This is a genomic window from Formivibrio sp. oc-25, assembly GCF_055810895.1.
Genome location: NZ_JBVVOL010000012.1, coordinates 1 through 18,502, shown reverse-complemented (window position 1 = coordinate 18,502; position 18,502 = coordinate 1). Strand labels below are relative to the sequence as shown.

At 52.8% G+C, this 18,502-nt stretch carries 17 protein-coding genes; 7 read left to right on the top strand and 10 right to left on the bottom strand.

Annotation, left to right across the window (positions count from 1 at the left end; translation table 11 throughout):
• The first annotated feature begins 18 nt into the window (after window positions 1–18).
• From AC0KVQ_RS09730 to AC0KVQ_RS09720, 3 genes are all read left to right on the top strand, one after another.
• On the top strand, window positions 19–1,170 hold the full coding sequence (locus AC0KVQ_RS09730; RefSeq protein ID WP_473420959.1) for a response regulator: 1,152 nt from the start codon (window positions 19–21) through the stop codon (window positions 1,168–1,170).
• An 11-nt stretch (window positions 1,171–1,181) separates the two neighbouring features.
• On the top strand, window positions 1,182–1,604 hold the full coding sequence (locus AC0KVQ_RS09725) for a bacteriohemerythrin (protein WP_473420958.1): 423 nt from the start codon (window positions 1,182–1,184) through the stop codon (window positions 1,602–1,604).
• Between the two features lie 124 nt (window positions 1,605–1,728).
• Window positions 1,729–2,835 (top strand): GGDEF domain-containing protein, encoded by a 1,107-nt coding sequence (locus tag AC0KVQ_RS09720; RefSeq protein ID WP_473420957.1) that lies wholly within the window; start codon window positions 1,729–1,731, stop codon window positions 2,833–2,835.
• Between the two features lie 317 nt (window positions 2,836–3,152).
• On the opposite strand, the gene AC0KVQ_RS09715 is transcribed toward AC0KVQ_RS09720, so the two are convergent.
• Entirely contained in the window at window positions 3,153–4,052 is a 900-nt protein-coding gene (locus AC0KVQ_RS09715; protein WP_473420956.1) for a LysR family transcriptional regulator, read from the bottom strand.
• Between the two features lie 123 nt (window positions 4,053–4,175).
• On the opposite strand from AC0KVQ_RS09715, the gene AC0KVQ_RS09710 reads away from it, so the two are divergent.
• Complete coding sequence (locus tag AC0KVQ_RS09710) at window positions 4,176–4,496, top strand: MFS transporter (RefSeq protein WP_473420955.1); 321 nt, start codon at window positions 4,176–4,178, stop codon at window positions 4,494–4,496.
• Window positions 4,497–4,637: 141 nt separating this feature from the next.
• On the opposite strand, the gene AC0KVQ_RS09705 is transcribed toward AC0KVQ_RS09710, so the two are convergent.
• On the bottom strand, window positions 4,638–5,612 hold the full coding sequence (locus AC0KVQ_RS09705) for a DNA-binding protein (protein WP_473420954.1): 975 nt from the start codon (window positions 5,610–5,612) through the stop codon (window positions 4,638–4,640).
• Window positions 5,613–6,013: 401 nt separating this feature from the next.
• Between AC0KVQ_RS09705 and AC0KVQ_RS09700 the strand changes: the two genes are divergently transcribed.
• Complete coding sequence (locus tag AC0KVQ_RS09700) at window positions 6,014–7,681, top strand: SNIPE associated domain-containing protein (RefSeq protein ID WP_473420953.1); 1,668 nt, start codon at window positions 6,014–6,016, stop codon at window positions 7,679–7,681.
• A gap of 767 nt (window positions 7,682–8,448) precedes the next feature.
• Here AC0KVQ_RS09700 and AC0KVQ_RS09695 read toward each other — a convergent pair.
• Window positions 8,449–8,901, bottom strand: a complete 453-nt coding sequence (locus tag AC0KVQ_RS09695; protein WP_473420952.1) for an Lrp/AsnC family transcriptional regulator — start codon at window positions 8,899–8,901, stop codon at window positions 8,449–8,451.
• A gap of 176 nt (window positions 8,902–9,077) precedes the next feature.
• Here AC0KVQ_RS09695 and AC0KVQ_RS09690 point away from each other — a divergent pair, with 176 nt between their 5' ends.
• Window positions 9,078–9,554 (top strand): LysE family translocator, encoded by a 477-nt coding sequence (locus tag AC0KVQ_RS09690; RefSeq protein ID WP_473420951.1) that lies wholly within the window; start codon window positions 9,078–9,080, stop codon window positions 9,552–9,554.
• Between the two features lie 306 nt (window positions 9,555–9,860).
• Here the strand turns inward: AC0KVQ_RS09690 and AC0KVQ_RS09685 are convergent, their stop codons facing one another.
• From AC0KVQ_RS09685 to AC0KVQ_RS09675, 3 genes are all read right to left on the bottom strand, one after another.
• Window positions 9,861–10,805 (bottom strand): AEC family transporter, encoded by a 945-nt coding sequence (locus AC0KVQ_RS09685; protein ID WP_473420950.1) that lies wholly within the window; start codon window positions 10,803–10,805, stop codon window positions 9,861–9,863.
• A 125-nt stretch (window positions 10,806–10,930) separates the two neighbouring features.
• Window positions 10,931–11,821: a transporter gene (locus AC0KVQ_RS09680; protein WP_473420949.1), complete on the bottom strand. Its 891-nt coding sequence runs from the start codon at window positions 11,819–11,821 to the stop codon at window positions 10,931–10,933.
• Window positions 11,822–11,904: 83 nt separating this feature from the next.
• A complete protein-coding gene (locus tag AC0KVQ_RS09675) occupies window positions 11,905–12,909 on the bottom strand; it encodes a carbon-nitrogen hydrolase family protein (RefSeq protein WP_473420948.1) in 1,005 nt (334 codons plus the stop codon).
• Between the two features lie 256 nt (window positions 12,910–13,165).
• Here AC0KVQ_RS09675 and AC0KVQ_RS09670 point away from each other — a divergent pair, with 256 nt between their 5' ends.
• Window positions 13,166–14,092: a helix-turn-helix domain-containing protein gene (locus AC0KVQ_RS09670; RefSeq protein ID WP_473420947.1), complete on the top strand. Its 927-nt coding sequence runs from the start codon at window positions 13,166–13,168 to the stop codon at window positions 14,090–14,092.
• 207 nt (window positions 14,093–14,299) lie between these two features.
• Here the strand turns inward: AC0KVQ_RS09670 and ubiU are convergent, their stop codons facing one another.
• The 4 genes from ubiU to AC0KVQ_RS09650 all read right to left on the bottom strand — a co-directional run.
• A complete protein-coding gene (gene ubiU, locus AC0KVQ_RS09665) occupies window positions 14,300–15,307 on the bottom strand; it encodes a ubiquinone anaerobic biosynthesis protein UbiU (protein ID WP_473420946.1) in 1,008 nt (335 codons plus the stop codon).
• Window positions 15,308–15,401: 94 nt separating this feature from the next.
• The gene (gene serC, locus AC0KVQ_RS09660) at window positions 15,402–16,493 is read right to left on the bottom strand and encodes a 3-phosphoserine/phosphohydroxythreonine transaminase (protein ID WP_473420945.1); all 1,092 of its coding nucleotides are present in this window, start codon (window positions 16,491–16,493) and stop codon (window positions 15,402–15,404) included.
• Between the two features lie 212 nt (window positions 16,494–16,705).
• Window positions 16,706–17,707, bottom strand: coding sequence for a cytochrome d ubiquinol oxidase subunit II (gene cydB, locus AC0KVQ_RS09655; protein WP_473420944.1), 1,002 nt, complete (start codon window positions 17,705–17,707; stop codon window positions 16,706–16,708).
• The coding region (locus AC0KVQ_RS09650) for a cytochrome ubiquinol oxidase subunit I (protein WP_473420943.1) at window positions 17,700–18,502 on the bottom strand (803 nt) is incomplete at its 5' end. The genes AC0KVQ_RS09650 and cydB, both read right to left, overlap by 8 nt.

The window sequence follows — 18,502 nt, the reverse complement described above, 5'->3', positions numbered from 1 at the left end:
AATTGACCGAGACGAGAAATGGATACGTTCGATGATTGGGCTGGTGAGAACCAGCCTCACGTGCTTCTGATTGACGATGAGACCTTTGCGCACGATCTGGTTCAGGAGGCTTTGTCAGGCTACTGTACGGTGATACCGGTTGAATCCGGCGAGGATGCCCTGATGGCCGCAGAGATCTGCATGCCAGACATCATCCTGGTCGACGTGGAAATGCCAGGGATGGATGGCTATGAAACCTGCCGACGCCTCAAGAGCATGGATTCAATAGCGGATGTTCCTGTTCTTTTTCTATCCGGCCATGACCGGATAGAGGATCGCCTGAAAGGTTATGAGGCGGGCGGGGTTGATTACATTATCAAACCATTCGAGTTGCTTGAGCTTCGTGCCAAAGTGTTGCACCTTCTCAGCCAGGTATCAGGTCGAAGCGAGCTGAAATCGATGGCCGATTTTGCCTCCAGCGCAGCCATGACTGCCATGACCAGCATGAGCGAAATGGGAAGCCTGCTTGAATCGCTGAAAGAGTTCAATGCTTGTGAGGACGAGCAGCAACTGGCACAAGCTGTGATTCAAGGTGTCAAGGCGTTTGATTTGCATGCAGTAGTGCGTATTGCGACGCCAGATATCAAGTTAACATTGAGTGACCACGGCCCGGCTACACCATTGGAGCAATCAGTGATTGAACATATGGTTGGCATGGAGCGCATTGTCCAGTTTAAAACACGGATGTCGATCCACTATGAATATGTTGCCCTGTTGATCAGCAATATGCCAGTCGAGGATGAAGAGCGTTGCGGCCGCCTCCGAGACCATCTGGCCATGCTGGTCGAGGCCGCGAATGTCAGGGCCAAAGGACTGATATCCATGCAGCAAGCGCGTCTGCGGGGTGTGGCCATTGAACGCACGGTGGCGCAAATCACCGATACCCTACGCGATATCGATATTGATCAGCGCAAGATTCGCTTGAACGCCAATCAGGCCATCAACGAAATGACCGATCAGGTGGATAGGGCGTTGCTGACCATCGCGTTGACAGAGGCACAAGAGGACTATCTAGCAGGGATGATTCGCCAAGGGATCGAGGGCGTCACGGATAACCTGACTGCGGAAATCGATCTGCAGAATCGACTGAGTTCAATTATCAATGAACTTAAAAATACCCTGTCAAAATGAAAGCATCTTACATGCCACTTTCCCAATGGTCGGAGGCCCTGGAGTTGGGTAATCCGACGATGGATGCAGATCACCAACAATTATTCAATTTGGTAAATGATTTTTCTCGACAATCTGCAGATTCACCCCAAGGTGTGATTGTGGAGAAGATGGATGTCATCATCAGGTATACGGCTCAGCATTTTTACCGAGAAGAATCTGCTATGCGTGCCATTCAATACCGAAACTACATAGCGCACAAAGCGGAACATCAGCGATTGCTGCTAGAAGTCGAATCGCTGCGTATCAGGCTTCAGGACGGCTCGATAGTTTTCTCAAAGGCTTTGGTGAATATGTTGTCAGACTGGTTTGTCGTGCATTTGATGGAGCAAGACCGGCTTTTTGTGGAGTCTCAGGGGCTTAAAAGCGTAAATGAGTTTACTCCAGAAAAGTGATCAAACCATATCGCTGCAATCCGACCTATCAAAGAGGAATGTGGTCGCTATTGTCTAAATTGTTATTTTGGAGTGGTATCAATCATTTTGAATTAATACCGCCCTGAAATTGCAAGTGCGTTATATGAATGACAAGAAAAATTTATACAAATACAGGAACAGTACCGTGATTGAGCGTCGGTCAGAAATTGGCTTCCCAAGTGTATTCAAGAAACTTGGAGTAATGACTTCTTTGCGAGATACCTTTCTGGTGGAGCAAAGTCTGCTACGTACACTCGGATCGATACTCGCGATAGAAAGTACTGTTTTCTACCGTGTCAACGACCAAGATGACGTTGTCAGAGCACTTTATTACACTAATTGCATCGTGACCAATGACGCCACACGTAGCGTCAAGGAGCATATCGAAGAGGTTATTAACGAACAGAACGTGCCTGAAATTCGGCGTACGCTTTTCCGGAGCGTTAGGCTGCTAGGCAAACCCTGCCGAAAGCAAGTCGGAAAAAACTGGTTGTATGCCTATCCTGTCTATTGCAAAGGAATTCTTCTTGGTTATTTTATTTTCGAGCGGGAGAAGGAGATTTCTGCAGTAGAGGATCCCATCGTCCAAGGCGTGCTTGAGGTGTTCACGAACTACTTCGACTTGCTGGATGCCAGTCAGCGTGATCAATTGACTGGATTGCTCAATCGATATGCGCTTGAATCAAACCTTGACCGACTCTGGAGCCTGATTACAGCCAAGTACAGTGATCAAGAACCCCATAGCCAGCGTAAGCACGATCCAGAAACATTCTGGCTCGGTGTTCTGGACGTCGACCATTTCAAGAGGATCAACGATATTCACGGCCATATCATTGGTGATGAAGTCCTGATAATCGTTACTCGAATTTTGCAGTCGTCGATTCGCGAATATGACCTGCTTTACCGGTATGGCGGCGAGGAATTCGTACTAGTGGTAGCGGCAAATGAACACCATGACGCGGCCCGTGCATTCGAGCGGGTACGCGAGAATATTGAGGCCTTTGAGTTCCCGCAGGTAGGGCATGTGACGATTAGTGGCGGATTTACCCGTACCGATTCCGCGCTCCTCCCAAATGAGATTATCAATCGGGCAGATCGGGCACTGTATGCAGCCAAGGATGCCGGACGTAACCGGATGTTTTTCTATGAGGACTTGATCAATAGTGGCATATTGAAGGATACGCAGTATGGCACCGTGGATTTTTTCTGAGGGAAATGCGTTGTCCAGTTGGTTTTGGCAAGGACAGCACTTGAAATTCCAAGTTGTAGGCAAGTCACAACAATTTCAGCCATGAATCCATGAATGTAACGTAACCTCTGTGCGCGTAGGCTGCCTGAACTTTTATAAGGAACATGACTGTGGCACTCCTGCCTGTCAGGGGGAAATCCGAGCACTGCGATGCCAATAGCTGCTTTGGAGTAGAGCGCAGGATCTATGTCCGCAATGGGGCATAATGACGGATGGCCGGTTGTGGCCGTAAGTGAAGCTTCACATGATGGCTTCATGTGGTCGATTGATATTTGACCCTACGCCATCTCGTCCATGCATATTTCGCGTACTATCGAACGCAGCCAGATATGTGCAGGGTCAGCATCAAGCCTGGGATGCCAGAGCATGGAGAGCGTTATCTCTGGCATGGTTACCGGCAAGGTAAATGTGACCATATCGGTACGCAAATATCGCGTATGCCGCTCAGGCACAGTAGCCACCAGATCGGTATTGCGTGCCAGTGCCAATGCTACGGCGAACCCTGCCACTGAAGTTACGATATACCGCCGCACGTCCTGTGCTCCCAACACTATATCTATCGGGTTGTTGCCAATGCCATGGCGCGAATCAGCCACGTGGCCACAATCAGCATAGCGAGTTAGGGTGATGTCGTCCGTCAGTAGCGGGTGTCCTTGTCGAACCACGCCCACAAAATGATCACGAAATAGTGCACGAGCATGTAGATCCTGTGCCGTGACTTTACCTATTACGCCAGTTTCCAGATCGGCTGTGCCCTCGCGCAGATAACTGTTATCGCGTCTGATCTTGGGTATGAAGCTGAGGTGAATGCCAGGCGCCTCACTCGCGATGCGTGTCAGTAATCGTGGTCCGAAGTTTTCAACAAAACCATCACTGCACAGCAAAGTGAAGTTTCTATTCACCTTACCAAGATCAAGCGATGGACTGGGGCTTAGCACTTGTAGTGCCTGTTGCACCAACCCGCCGACCTGCTCGCGCAATTCCATCGCCCGTGGTGTCGGCACCAGACCGCGACCAGACCGCACCAGTAGCGGGTCACCAGTGCTATCCCGTAACCGCTGCAGGGCGCGGCTCATTGCTGATGGGCTCAGACGAAGGCGTCGCGCAGCTTGTGCAACGCTACCTTCACTTAGCAGTGCTTCCAGCGTTATCAACAGATTCAAATCAGGTGCGCTCATACCAACCCTCGCTGCTTGCAGCAATAACTGCGTTACATGCATGTATATAGTGCAAATCATGCGTCTTCCGCCATGTTATACCCAGGCATAAGCTACTGAATACCCACTTCAGGAGCTAATGCCATGAACACAGGACAAGACAACGTAACACCGCATAACCTGCAGGCTAGTACGACGCCATGCAAGCCTTGGCACATGCAGACCTCCGGCGAGCGCCGCGCTCTACTGAGCTTGTCAATGTCGATGTTGTTGTCATCGCTGGGCACCAGCATCGCCAATGTGGCGCTGCCCACCTTGACCGAGGTGTTCTCGGCATCGTTTCAGCAGGTGCAGTGGGTCGTACTTTCCTACCTGCTTACCATCACCACCCTGATTGTTAGTGCCGGCAGGTTAGGCGACATGTTTGGTCGTCGTCCGTTACTGCTGGGCGGGGTAGGGGTATGACCGGGATGAAGGGAAAATTTCCACATTTGACCACCTAACATATTGATATATATAGAATTCAACTTCCTTTTGGGAGGCGGGGTCGGGATGAGGCAAAATGTTATACATATCGCTCGTAACACGATGATATGCATACATATTTTACCCCGCTGGAAATAGATCTTTCGTAATTGTGTCTTTACCATCAGTCACGTCGGAATTTTCTGGCTGATGACTGGCCAAACGTATCCTCAGGAGCTGCAAAGCTTCATCGCGAGCAGCCATGGTCTGCTGCATACGTTCAGTGAGTGTCGCCTTGGTTGCTTCAAGAGTACTGACTTGGAGTAGTAGCGCCCCGCGTTCTTGGTCAATCTTCGCGTTTTCCAACTCAACTCGCCGCAATTCGGTCCGTATGGCCATCAGTTCAGCTGATATTCGGCCGGTTTCCTGATGGAGTTGCGTCAGTTCATGTTGCTTCACGATCAGCGTCTGATTCAAAGTCCGGACTTCGGCTTGTAGTTGCTGCACCTGTTGTTCGTGCCGGCGTTGCTCCTGTTCTCGCTGTTCCTTTGCGGCTTGCCGATAGTGTTCAAGCGCTTCCCGTGCGTGTTGATGTTTTTCTTCCAGGGATTGGCGGTGAGCATCATTCTCAGCCAGGTGATCCTTCAAGTCGGAGACTTGTTGATCCAGTTGTGCCTTCGTGACGGTCAGCGTTTGAAGCGTTTGCCGGGCTGTTTCATGTGCGACCCGTTCAGTATGTAATGTTGATTCTGTGTGCTGCAGTTTGATTCCAATTTCTTCGATTTCTCGTTTCAGTGCTGCAATTGTTTCGTCGCGATTGGCGATTTGCCTGGTGTATTCATCGCGTACTTCTAAAATACGCTCCTCTGCCTCTTCATGCAGTCGCGCAGCAAGTCGATCCACGAGATCTTGCAAGGCTTCACTGACCGCAACTTTCTTGCCAAATCCCGCACCTTCCTCTTCCTCGAGTTCACGCAAGTAGCGGTGGATTGTGGTTTTCGAGCCGGTGTCGCCCAGTTCGGTGCGCACTGCATCGATTGAGGGATGTCTGCCTTGTGCGAGCAGTGCATCACGTGCTTTTTTTACTTCTGACTTGTAGATACCGGCGCGGGCCATGATGGGTGTCCGTTAAATTTGATACGTACTACATGCTATGTATATACATACTATTTATCAAATAAAAATTACGGCATAACATACAAAAATAAGGCGTGATAATCTCGAATTATCACGCCTTATCCGCCTTGAGCAGGGAAATCAGTATTTACATGGTATGTATGCGCCACAACTTCACCATTTTGAACCTATCCAGAATGTCGTGATCATTGATGGCCTGTGGGTCGTTGCGTCGTCACAGGCGGTGTGAATGGCGCCCGTCATTTTTTTTCCGGGCGTGATGCGTTGGATGTGGAAATAATGGAGCAGTATCTATTATTTCAAAATGGGTAAATAGGCTGCCGCCTCGGCGTCAGATACACTAACAAGAATATCCGTGTATTCCGTACAAAGGAGGTTATGTGGAATTCCTGTTACTCCTTGCCGTGGTTGGGCTGATCGTACTCTTCGTACAGCGAAATGGTGCTCGAAAGCGCTCAAAGCAACTGGAAGGCGATCTTCAAGCGCTGAATACGCAACTAGAGAATGAGCGAAGGCAATCAGCCCAATCCTTTCAAAAACTCCAGCAAGAAATCGACTCCCTCTCCCAGTTCAAAGATATTCGTGACGCAACGACTGCAGCAAACAACATTCGCATGGTCGCAGCCGAAGTTAAGGCCTCTGCAGAGCGCGAATCCGAGCGAATACTGAGGGTCGCCGAAACAGAAGCCACCGCAATCAAAGAAGCTGCCATGCAGGAAGCGACGGAAATTCGCAGCAAATCCAACCTCGATGCGAAAACAAAACGGGATCGCATTGAAGAACTCCTTGCCAATGCCAACCGCCAAGCAGATCAGATCATTCAAGAGGCTAATCAACGCGCCGAAGAAATTGCCGGCGATGCCTACCGCGCGCTGAAAGAAGTTGATCAACTATCCGAGACCGCCACGGCGATGCGCAACGTCATAGAAGGATATGGCGACCGCTACTTGAAGCCCACATACAGTCTGCTGGATGAACTGGCGGAAACCTACGGGTTTGACGAAGCTGGACAGCAGTTGAAACAGGCCAGAGAGCGCAGCAAGCTGATGGTCGAATCAGGCAGGGCCGCCACCTGCGAATATGTGGAAAGGAACCGCAGAGAAACGGCCATACGCTTTGTCATTGATGCGTTTAATGGCAAGGTTGACTCCATCCTCACGCGCACAAAATCAGACAACTATGGCACGCTGGAGCGGCAAATTCAGGATGCCTGCGCCCTGGTCAACAACAATGGCAGTGCTTTCCGCGATGCCAAAATCACCGAAGAATACCTGCAGGCACGTCTTACTGAACTTCGCTGGGCATGTTCTGTGATCGCCATTCGCGAACGCGAGAAAGAGGAACAACGGGCGATCCGTGAACAAATTCGCGAGGAGGAACGCGCCCGCAAGGAAATTGAACGCGCCTTGCGCGATGCCGCAAAAGAAGAAGAAACCCTGCAACGTGCAATGGAGAAAGTACGCGCTCAAGTAGCCAAAGCAAACGATGAGCAGAAAGCGAAATTTGAAGCAGAGTTGGCCGCATTACAGGAAAAACTGCAGCAAGCCGAAGAGCGAAACCAGCGTGCACAGTCCATGGCGCAGCAGACTCGGGCGGGTCATGTTTACGTCATTTCAAACGTTGGTTCACTAGGGGATAACGTCTACAAGGTCGGGATGACACGCCGGCTTGAGCCATTGGATCGTGTGCGTGAACTGGGTGACGCCAGTGTGCCATTTGCATTCGATGTCCATGCCATGATCTGGAGTGAGGATGCACCAGGCTTAGAGCGTGCCTTGCACAAGGAATTTGTGCGGGCCCAAGTCAACAAAGTAAATCCGCGCAAAGAGTTCTTCCGGATTGGATTGAGCGACCTTCGCCAAGCCATCGAGTCACGTGGCATCGAAACCAGTTGGACAATGGCTGCCTTGGCTCAGGAGTATCGTGAAAGCCTCACCATCGAACAACGTCTGCAGGACAACCCGGCCATGGCAGAGGATTGGCTACGCCATCAAGAGGACTTTGAGCCGATAGCACTTGAAGAGCAGGCGGAAGAAGAAGCGGCATAATGTGGTTGGTTGGTGCAACGCCCTTTATGGCTTGTTTGAGCATTACATGGTTCGCGGTTAAACGGCTTGAGTTAAATTGATGGGTTCAGGAGAGACAGTCAGGTGCGTGCTCCGTTGGCATCCGGTAGATTTGTGAGCGGACTGGCAACTGGCAATGCATTGGTCAAATATCCGAAATCATTTTGAACCTGTCACTGACACCGAAAAGTGCTCATGACCGTTAGTAATGTCGGCAATGGGAAGCCTTGCTGTCGTTCAGGTTTTCAGGTCGTACGGCAAAAGCGTGCCCAAACTCGCCATTGTCAGAAACGGAAGCTGCCGTTCACCATTTTGATCAGAATAGTAAAAAGCAGCCATTCAGGTTGCGGAACAAGGCTTCTGGTTTGAATGGCAGCAATGCTTCCAGGTCCGGCCATTGGATGCAACTACTGGCGTTTCGGCACTCGGCCATGACCCGTCAGTCAGTTTTTTCCTCCTTTGCGGACGGTGATCCCACGCCCTGCTCCAAAGCGGCCATTGGCACCACACATTCAGATTTTCCACTGACAGGCAGGTGCGCAGCGATAGCTGTCATTGGTAGAGTGCAAATGACGGGGGTTGTGCGGCAGCTTATTGATAAGGAACAGTCATACAGCGTGGCGACTGGCTGAGAACCCCTTGGCCTAGAGGCGGCTCCGGAAAGCTGGAAGATAGCAGCCGACAATTTCGGCAACAGCCGTGAGGGCAAAGAGAAATGCAATCTTGATGAGATCTGACATGAAGGATGCTCACATAGGCATGGATCGGTTATGAACCACATGTTTCATGACCAGCGTGGAAGTCAGGCGCTGCACCCCAGGTAACGCGGAGAGTCGTTCATCGTACAGCTGCTGGAATGCGGTCAGGTCGCAAGTCATGACATGCAGCAGGTAATCCGGATCGCCGAATAGTCGCTGCGCATCGACGACTTGCGAAATATTCAGTACGGCCAGTTCAAACGCATCCAGCGTACGGCGATCACCTTCACGCATCGTGACAAACACAATCGCTGAAAAACTCAAGTCCAATGCGCCGGGTTCGATGTCTGCACGATAGCCCCGGATCACCCCCGATTGCTCCAGCGCCCGGACTCGACGGTGGCAAGGCGACAGGCTGAGTCCCACCCGTTGGGCCAGCTCGGTAACGGAAAGTCGCCCATCCGCTTGCAGCTCGGCAAGAATCTTTCTGTCAATCTTATCCACTTGAGAGAAGTTACCTTTTTATTAATTTATACGGCAAGAATTTTAGAGCACATTCTAACGCCTGAAGCATATTATCTCGATCAGACTTTTCGGATTGGAAGCTTCTCCTAATTAGGCAGAATCCTGCACGATGGGTGAAACGCCCTCCGGTTCATGAGCGATCAAGAGGTAGCAATATGGCATTGAGTGTATTCGCGGCGTTCTGGGCCGTATCGATTCTGTTCATCATTACCCCCGGCGTGGATTGGGCTTATGCCATCTCGGCGGGGATTCGCGGCACGGTTGTGGTGCCGGCGGTGGCCGGCATGCTGTTCGGTCACTTGATGGCCACGCTGATCGTGGCGGCCGGAGTCGGTACCTTGCTGGCCAGTTCACCGATGGCACTGACGATGCTCACCACCCTCGGAGCAGGCTATTTACTGTGGCTGGGCATCCAGATGCTGGTTCATCCCGCGCAGCCACAAGCCAGTAGTATCAGCGAATCAACCTCTTGGCCGCATTGGATGCTCAAAGGCGCTTGCGTGAGCGGTTTGAATCCCAAAGTTTTCCTGCTGTTCCTGGCATTGCTGCCGCAATTCACTGATCCGTCCGCGGCATGGTCGGTGCCGAAGCAGATCCTTGCACTGGGTCTGATCCATGCGTACCATAAATAGATGAATCCAGTCCGACAGCCCCAATCCACTCGTGCACAATCCGTGCATATTGGCGTGTCGAGACATGAGGTGAAGCCGTTACCCGACTCGGGAAAAGGTACTGATACCTACTAGGGCCGGGACAGTCCAATCCTCATCGCCATCCGCAGCAACAAGGACTGGACCTTCAACCCCTGCTCGACCAAAACCTGCAGCCAGGTCAGACGATGATCGCAATGGCAACGCTTAAGGGACGCAGTGTGTTGAGGAACATGCTCAAGGCGTGACGAAAAACGCTGGCGGTCCGGCAATCAACTTCTCAACCGCTCATGCAGTTAAAGCAACGAATCCGCCCATCGATATGAGCGCAGCAATCGTGCTCAGCGCCACTGAGGATGCGACCTCGCCTTCCATGGTCTTGAATTTCATGGCTACGACCAAAGCAATTGAGCCTGTCGGAATTGCCATGGTCAGCACGATTTCTCTGATCATCGTTGGGGTAGCCCCAAAGGCTTGAAGCCCCAGATAGCAGAGACCCGGGATGAGCACATTTTTTACCAAAACCGGATAGATGGTGTCGCGGGTCAGCATGATTTTTCGTGATTGAAGCACCACGCCCGCGGAAAAAATGGCGAGTCCACCTGTTGCTTGGCCAAGCAGTTGTCCTGATTGGTTTAGCAATTCAGGCGGCCTGATATCGTAAAAAATCATCAACATCGAAAGCGCTGGAACCAATACGATGGGGTGAGTTGCAACGGTTTTTAGATGTACCAGAAATGATGCTTTGTATTCGCTTGAATGTGTGGCCAATGACATGAGGACCAGACTCGCCGGTAATACAAACAGGTTCTGGATCAGGCCCGAGACCACGACCAAAAGAGTCGTAGGTGCATGCCCCAGCAGTGGTGTGAGGATCGGGAAACCGATAAACAAGATGCTCGGAGTTCCCATGACCATGGCTTGCAATGTACTTTCCGCGAGGCTGCGGCGAAGCAGAAAGCGCATGACGAACCAAGGCAGGCAACATGCGAGAGCAAGTACCAGCATCAGCACAAAAGACCGGGGCCCCATGCTGACAAGTACCTCTCTTGGTGTATGCATCACTCCGAAAAACAGGCCCAGCGGCAAGGTATAGAGCAGAATAAGGCGATTCATCCTTTCTGCATCAGTTTCCGAGAAATGCTTCAACTTCCCAGCAAAAATTCCAAGTGCAAAAGTAATTAAAACCGGAAAGATTGAACTCAGAATAAGAGACAAGATGGGAGTGCTCATTAAATAAATACCTGGCTTGTGATGGCGGTAAGATTGAAAAATATTTGCCTGGGAATGCAAAAGGAATTCAGGGTGCCAGTGCCTGGCACCCCGCGTTCCCGCTTTATCAAAAAGGCTTTCTTGAATTAAAAGACCGTCAGGAACCGTAGATTCACTCTGTTGTCCTCATTGAATCCGTTCCGGACCTTGATGGACTGTCCATACTGAACCTGGAACTGTGTGCTGGCGGTGATGAAATTGGCGTATGTCAGCAGCCAGCGACTGTTATTCATTTTGTCGCCTTGCTTCACGCCATTCAGGCTCGTTTCGCCCCCAAAATCATGGTAGTACGACAAGCCAACATGGCTTTGTGGTGTGAGGGCGTACTTTGTGTGAAGCATCAGGCTTTGTGCATTCGCTTGTGACTTCTTCAGACCACTGACGAGGAATTCGTCGTTGTCTCCATACTTGGTCACTTCTGCCACGACATCAACGCTGACCGCTTGGGTGATGGCGCGTGAATAACCGATGTGCCCAATGTATTTCCAGCGATTTTCGCCGATGTTGATGGGGCCACTTTCCATTTCATAACTTCCGGCTGGAATTGAGAGAAAACCGGTTATTTCAATCGACTCCTTGTTTTCCGGCCTTTGCCAGACCCAGACAGAGCCGCCAACCAGTGGGTCGCCAACTCCCGTCTCTTTTTTTGAATTGAATGGAAGACCCAGGCTGTTGCTCTTCAGGTTGGCAGACCCGAACGGCAATACGATCTGTGGATTGGCAAGAAATCCACCGATGTTCATGAAATGGACGACTCTCAGCAGGCCAATATCTGTATCCAACTTGTTGGAGCCGTCAAGTTTGTTGCCATTGACATGGTAAGCATCACGGGTCGTGTGCTGGTAATAAACAATGCCCAGGTTGGTGCCTTCGGGCAGCGGCGAAATATCCCCCGGATCGGTTGCGACCTCGGCACCAAAGACATTTACAGACAGGAGCATGGTTGCGCAGGACAGCGCTAAAGATGGTTTTTTCATCGTTGAATCTCTCATGAATTATTTGCTGTCGTTAAGATGCTGGCCTTGACGGAAGCTCAAGGCCAACGTCATTCATTTACAGCTCAGTCTGCGGTCTCCTCGGAGGCGCTGGTCTCCGTGAACTCGGGATCGAAGGCGTGGACGTGCGAATGAGGTTTCCTGTTCAGCAGCAAGCGCACAACATCCGGGCGGGAATAGTGCCCACAGGGGTCATAAGCGGCTTTGGCAACACCGATGAATCCGAGGTCTACATCCGCATACAGAATGCCTTCTTCGGTCTCCGGGATCGGCTCACACAAGGGGCGGCCGTCCGGGCCAAAAATCTGCGCAAAGCCTCCGCCCTCCAGCAGGAGTTGGCGTTTATTGGGTGTGTCAGCCAGCATGTCGAGCATTTCCTTTGACACAACGCCGCAAGGCGCCAGCACATACGTGCCGCCTTCGAGTGCGTAAACTTGGCTGGCAGCCAGATTGGCTTCTGCACTGAGCTGGAAAGCTGCGCCACGGTAGACCGAGAAGCTCGGCCAGGCAGCAACGTGTATCTGCTCATTCTGGGAATACATTGCGTACTTGGAGAGGGGCTGAATATGCTCGGCGCATGACAAGGCGCCCATCCGGCCAAGTTTCGTGTCATGCACGGCGAGATCACTGCCGTCCCCTTCGCCATACACGGTTCGCTCCGCGTGTGTCGGTTTGAGCTTGCGGCGCGTCGAAATCAGCTTGCCACTATCGTCAATGATCGCTTGCGCAATGTACAGAGAGCTACCGGCACGCTCGCAAAAGCCCAACACCACGAAGATGCCGTTTTCTGCCGCTGCATCACACAGACGCTGCCATTGCTCACTGCCAACAACCAGTGCATTTTCGTAGTGCTGTTGCACAAACTGCATGCCCCAGGCTGGTGCGTCGAGCCAGATCCACCACGGATAACCGGGCAGCCAGACCTCCGGAAAGGCGATCAGCTTGGCACCCGCTGCTGCGGCTTCCTCGATCAGATGGATGGCTTTTGCAATACCTTTTTCCAGGTTCATGAACTCGGGGGCTGCTTGCACTGCGGCGACTTTGTACTTGCTGTGGATTGATTTGCTCATGGGGGTTCTCCTAGTTGGGAAGTGAGTCGAGGGTTGCTCGATGTGTGAATACTCAGCCTTCCTCATGCGCCCTGCTGTGCAATATCCGAACAAAAAATACACAGCCTGAAAATCCGGTACAAATCTTGCATGTCTTTGTTGCAAAAAATTTTTTTGTTTTTATTGCGCCAAAACCATGCATGCCAACCACCTCTTCCGTCCTTCAGCTGTTCGCCACGTCCACGCGAATACCGCACAGCTCCAGCCAGGGGAGAGGATGCAGTACTGGAATGATGTCGTGCGTGAGCACATCGTCGAACTTGACTGCCGAGCAGAGTCAGCGAGCAATTTTCTGTGTGCGATGAAGGGTTATTCATCTACCTATGGCGCGGCAACACACATCCAAGTGCAAAGAACGCTAAACGTGCAGCGGCATCGCGCAACTGCAAACAGAGAGGTGCCTGATGCGGTGATTCTCAATTTGATGCTGCAAGGTGAAATGCGTGTGGCCCAGACTGATCGGCACTGCGCGATGCAAGCAGGAGAGTTCTCCATCTGCGTGACGGATCAACCTTATAGTCTGTACATCCCGCAAGAGATGCAGGTAGCCAGCTTTCGCCTGCCGGTTGATGCCTTGGGTTGTAGTTCGACGCTTTTGAGGCGACTGGTTGCTCAGCCTTTGGGGAGTGGCAACAGCATGGCTTCGTTACTGTGCGCTTATGCCAATGAACTGCATCGAAAACGCTTTGAAGTTGCCGAATGCAGTGCAGACCTGGCCTTGAAGAATTTGTCGACCCTGCTGGGGGCAGTTCTTCAGGAGGCCATGCAAGTACAGCCCGTGCAACGCACGGATCACCGTGAACGGTTAATTTTCTTGACCAAGCAGTATGCCAATCAGCACATCAACCGTGATAATCTCAGTGTTGCCGAGATTGCCGCTAACCTGCGCGTGTCGACGCGTTATCTTCAGCAGCTATGGGCAAGCGAAGAGCAAACCTTGCAGGAATACATTGCATCCAAGCGCTTGGATGCCATCCTCGAAAGCCTGGTCAACCCGGCACGCAAACCCGAGTCAATCACGCAGATTGCCATGTCTCATGGCTTTGTGAATATGAGCCATTTTTCGCGTTTCTTTAGAAGCAAGGTCGGTGTATCGCCCAGCGTTTACAGAAACTCTCGTCTCACCCCTCCTTTCGCAAGATGAGTCCACGAATTAGGGGCGGGAGTGTGAATTCGTCGAATCTGAAAAGAACCCATTGGCATGGTTTCGATATTAGCCTCAGGCTATCTGCACTTTTCCGCCAGATATAGTCAGAGGCCCAAGGTCAATAATTGGCCGACAGCCGGCGTAGATAACTCCTCCTCTCGGCAAGGCTTTACTGTCAGATCAAGTCTGAACTTCTACAAATAATTATTTCCATGGCCGGTTATACGCACCGAGCGTCTGCTGTTGCCCCTCGGATACTTTATTCAATACCTCTGACCATGCCGGTTTGACAGCGTAATCTGCATACCTTGTCGAATCGATGGCAGCACGCAAAATTTGCGTGACCTCTGCAACATAGGCGGGGCTGCGTTGACGACCTTCAACCTTGATTGAACGAACACCAATTCTGAATAATTCCGGCAAAATCGACAGCACATTCAAGCTCGTAGGTTCCTCAAGCGCATAATAATTTTCGCCCTGAACATTGAACCGCCCTTTGCAGAGTGTTGGGTAACCTGCATTTTCACCCTTTTCGAATCTGTCGATCAGGATGCCATTGAGGCGTGCATCCATGCGGCCTGCATCTTGTTCCCAGCGTACAAAAGCCGCAGGAGAGCATACCCCGTGTGTATTGGGCGATTGCCCGGTGGCATAAGAGGAAAGAATACAACGTCCTTCCACCATGACGCACAAGCTACCGAAACCGAAAACCTCAATTTCAACGGCAGTATTCTGAATCGTGGCCTCGATCTGCGGAATCGTTAGCACACGGGGCAAGACTGCGCGTTTGATCCCAAAAGATTCATGCGCAAAATTGATTGCTTCGTAATTCGTAGCGGAGCCTTGCACGGAAAGATGGAGCGTCAAATCAGGATGTCTGGCTGCTGCATAAGCTAGCAAACCGATATCTGCCAACAGAACCGCATCCGCCCCCATCTCCGCTGCTTTATCGATACTGGCGCGCCACTCGCTGACTCTGCCGGCCTGAGCAAAAGTATTGATTGCAATGTGGACATGGCGATTTCGGCTATGCGCGTATTCAATGCCCGATGCCAATTGCGCATCCGTAAAATTCAGCCCAACAAAATTTCGCGCATTGGTCGAACTCTTGAAACCGACATATACCGCATCAGCGCCATTGTCTATCGCAGCTTTGAGCGCAGCAAGATTGCCTGCAGGACATAGCAGTTCTGGTACTTGCAGCGATTCCATCGCGCCACCTGTTCCTTGCAACGTGCGGCGGCCGCTCTGGATTCTTGCTGGGGTGATGCACCCAAAAACCAGCGGCCGACCGACTCGATTCCAGTTAAATGTGTTTCTCTTCGAATTCCTGCATAAAGGCCACCAGTGCCTTCACGCCTTCAACCGGCATGGCGTTGTAGATCGAGGCGCGCATACCGCCGACCGAGCGGTGACCGGCCAGGTTAACCAGGCCATTGGCTTCGGCTTCCTTCACAAACTTCTTGTTGATGGCTTCCGCTGCTTCGGCATCGGCTACGCGGGTGATGAACGGTACGTTCATCAGCGAACGCACGCTCTTTTCCACCGGGCTGTAGAAGTAGCTCGAGCTGTCGAGGAAGTCATACAAAATGGCAGCCTTTTCTGCATTCTGGGCGAAGAGGTTTTCACGACCCATTTCCTTCACCCACTCCAGTATCAGCTTCATGATGTAGATTGCGTAGCACGGCGGGGTGTTGTACATCGACTTGGCTTCGATATGGGTACGGAAGTCGAGCATGATCGGCAGGCCGGCCGGGATGCGGTCGACCATGTCCTTGCGGATGATCACCAGCGTCACGCCGGACGGGCCGAGGTTCTTTTGCGCACCTGCGTACAGCACGGCAAACTTGCTCACGTCCATCGGGGCTGAGAGGGCACAGGAGGAAATATCGCCGATCAGCGGCACATCACCGACGTTCGGGATCGCGTGGTACTGGGTGCCTTCGATGGTGTTGTTGTTGCAGATGTGGAAGTAATCCGCCTCCGTGTCCGCACCAGTGATTTCCGGCAGATAGGACCACTTCTTGTCCTTGGACGAACCGACGATGTTCACTGTGCCGAGCTTGCTCGCGGCCTCCACAGCTTTCTGCGCCCATTGGCCGGTCAGGGTGAAGTCGGCGCGTTTGTTGATGGTCATGAAGTTCAGCGGCAGCATGTGGAACTGGAGGCTGGCGCCGCCTTGCAGGAACAGCACATGGTAATCGTCGGAAACGCCGAGCACTTCACGCACCAGCGCTTCGCAGCCGTTGATGATGGCTTCGTACGGCTTGGAGCGGTGCGACATTTCCATCACGGATTGACCAGTGCCCTGATAGTCGAGCATCTCAGCGGCGGCTTTTTGCAGAATTGCTTCCGGCAATACCGAAGGGCCAGCGGAGAAGTTATAAACACGGGACATGGCGTGAGACTCCTGGTTTGAAATTTGTGTTGCGACTGCCACGGCAGTAACGCGTGGCAGTCGCTGTATTTAATTTGTGGTTTTCAAAAAATGCATGCCCAGCTTGATCAAACCGGCCATGCATCCCATTCCAATCAATCCGGCCAGCCATAGGCCAACAAACCAGATTGCCTTTTGCCAACGGCCTGGCGCCGGATTCATTTCCTTTTGCATCAGTGATACCCCGCATCATTGGCGCGGACTTTGCCGCGAAATACCCAGTAGCCCCAGGCGGTGTAGGCCAGAATCAGGGGCAGGATCAACACCGCGCCCACCAGTGTAAATTTCAGACTGCTTTCCGGCGCGGCCGCGGCCCACAGGCTGATCCCGGGCGGAATCAGGTTGGGCCAGATGCTGATCAGAAAGCCGGCATAGCCGAGGGTGATCAGCACCAGGGCCAGCAAATACGGCAGCACCTCGGCCCTGCGCTGTACCGCTTTCAGCATGCCCCAGCCACAGCCCAATACCGCGAGCGGAACCGGCCACAACCAGATCAACGCCGGGCCAAACCAGCGTGCCGCCACGGCTGGCTGCGAAAGCGGCGTCCACAGGCTGACGCCCGCGATCACGACAAGCAGCGCCAGGGTCAGCACCGGCATGGCGCGGAACATGCGCCGCTGCAGCTCGCCTTCGGTCTTCATGATCAGCCAGCCACAGCCCAGCATGGCGTAGGTCACCAGCAAGCCCAGTCCGGTAAACAGACTGAAGGCAGAGAGCCAGTCAAACGCGCCACCGGCAAATTCGCGATTTACAACCGGGATGCCCTGAATAAAAGCGCCAAGCGCCACGCCCTGGCAAAAGGTGGCCAGCGCTGAACCCAGCATGAAGGCCAGATCCCAGATCGGGCGGGTTCGGTGCGATTTGGCGCGGATTTCAAATGCCACACCACGCAAGATCAGCCCGACAAGCATGAACAGCAAGGGCAAGTACAACGCGGAAAGCACGGCGGAATACACCACTGGAAAGGCCGCGAACAGCCCCGCACCACCCAGTACCATCCAGGTTTCATTGCCATCCCAGACCGGGGCGACCGAATTCATCATCACCTGGCGATCTTCATCGGCCGGGAAAAACGGAAACAGGATGCCGATGCCCAGATCGAAACCATCCAGCACCACGTAAATCCACACCCCAAGGGCAATGATGGCTGCCCATACCAAGGCCAGATCAAGCATCCTTGCCTCCTTCCTGCGTATCAATCGAAAGCGCTGCGCCTTGCAGTGGGTGCCGTCCGGCCTGCGCGGCGTGCACCGTATCCAGCAGAGGATCATGGTCTGGCTGGGGGCCATTTCGCAGCAGCTTGAGCAGGTAATAGATGCCGGTACCAAAGACCAGGCAATACACCACGACAAAGATAAACAGCGAGGTGCTGACCTGCTGGTGCGTAACCGGTGAGACCGCATCGACCGTGCGCATCAGCCCATACACCACCCAGGGCTGCCGGCCGACTTCGGTGGTCACCCAGCCGGCAAGCAGGGCAATGAAACCGGATGGCCCCATGGCGACAGCAAAGCGCAGGTAAGGGCGCGATTCGTACAGGCGGCCACGCCAATAGAGCCATGCCCCAAGCCCGGCCAGCAGAATCATCAGCCCACCCAGCCCGACCATGATCCGGAAGCTCCAGAAGACGATCAGGGCATTCGGGCGATCTTCGGGCGGGAAGCTTTTCAGCCCGCGCACCTCGCCGTCCCAGCTGTGGGTCAGGATCAGGCTGCCCAAGTGCGGAATCTGCACGGCGTAGCGGGTGGTCTCGGCTTTCATGTCGGGAATGCCGAACAGGTTGAGCGGCGTGCCACCCTGATGGGTTTCCCACAGCCCTTCCATCGCGGCGAGTTTGGCCGGCTGGTGTTTCAGGGTATTCAAGCCATGCGCGTCACCTACCAGCGCCTGCAACGGCGCGACCACCAGCAGGCAAGCCAGTGCCATGGTGAGCGAGATGCGCATCGGGCGGTTATTGCGCTGCTTGAGCA

Coding starts and splice junctions, on each gene's coding strand:
- AC0KVQ_RS09675 (WP_473420948.1), bottom strand. CDS start 12,909: ATGAGCAAATCAATCCACAGCAAGTACAAAGTCGCCGCAGTGCAAGCA.
- AC0KVQ_RS09725 (WP_473420958.1), top strand. CDS start 1,182: ATGCCACTTTCCCAATGGTCGGAGGCCCTGGAGTTGGGTAATCCGACG.
- AC0KVQ_RS09710 (WP_473420955.1), top strand. CDS start 4,176: ATGAACACAGGACAAGACAACGTAACACCGCATAACCTGCAGGCTAGT.
- AC0KVQ_RS09705 (WP_473420954.1), bottom strand. CDS start 5,612: ATGGCCCGCGCCGGTATCTACAAGTCAGAAGTAAAAAAAGCACGTGAT.
- AC0KVQ_RS09670 (WP_473420947.1), top strand. CDS start 13,166: ATGCAGTACTGGAATGATGTCGTGCGTGAGCACATCGTCGAACTTGAC.
- cydB (WP_473420944.1), bottom strand. CDS start 17,707: ATGCTTGATCTGGCCTTGGTATGGGCAGCCATCATTGCCCTTGGGGTG.
- AC0KVQ_RS09730 (WP_473420959.1), top strand. CDS start 19: ATGGATACGTTCGATGATTGGGCTGGTGAGAACCAGCCTCACGTGCTT.
- AC0KVQ_RS09685 (WP_473420950.1), bottom strand. CDS start 10,805: ATGAGCACTCCCATCTTGTCTCTTATTCTGAGTTCAATCTTTCCGGTT.
- AC0KVQ_RS09720 (WP_473420957.1), top strand. CDS start 1,729: ATGAATGACAAGAAAAATTTATACAAATACAGGAACAGTACCGTGATT.
- serC (WP_473420945.1), bottom strand. CDS start 16,493: ATGTCCCGTGTTTATAACTTCTCCGCTGGCCCTTCGGTATTGCCGGAA.
- ubiU (WP_473420946.1), bottom strand. CDS start 15,307: ATGGAATCGCTGCAAGTACCAGAACTGCTATGTCCTGCAGGCAATCTT.
- AC0KVQ_RS09680 (WP_473420949.1), bottom strand. CDS start 11,821: ATGAAAAAACCATCTTTAGCGCTGTCCTGCGCAACCATGCTCCTGTCT.
- AC0KVQ_RS09715 (WP_473420956.1), bottom strand. CDS start 4,052: ATGAGCGCACCTGATTTGAATCTGTTGATAACGCTGGAAGCACTGCTA.
- AC0KVQ_RS09690 (WP_473420951.1), top strand. CDS start 9,078: ATGGCATTGAGTGTATTCGCGGCGTTCTGGGCCGTATCGATTCTGTTC.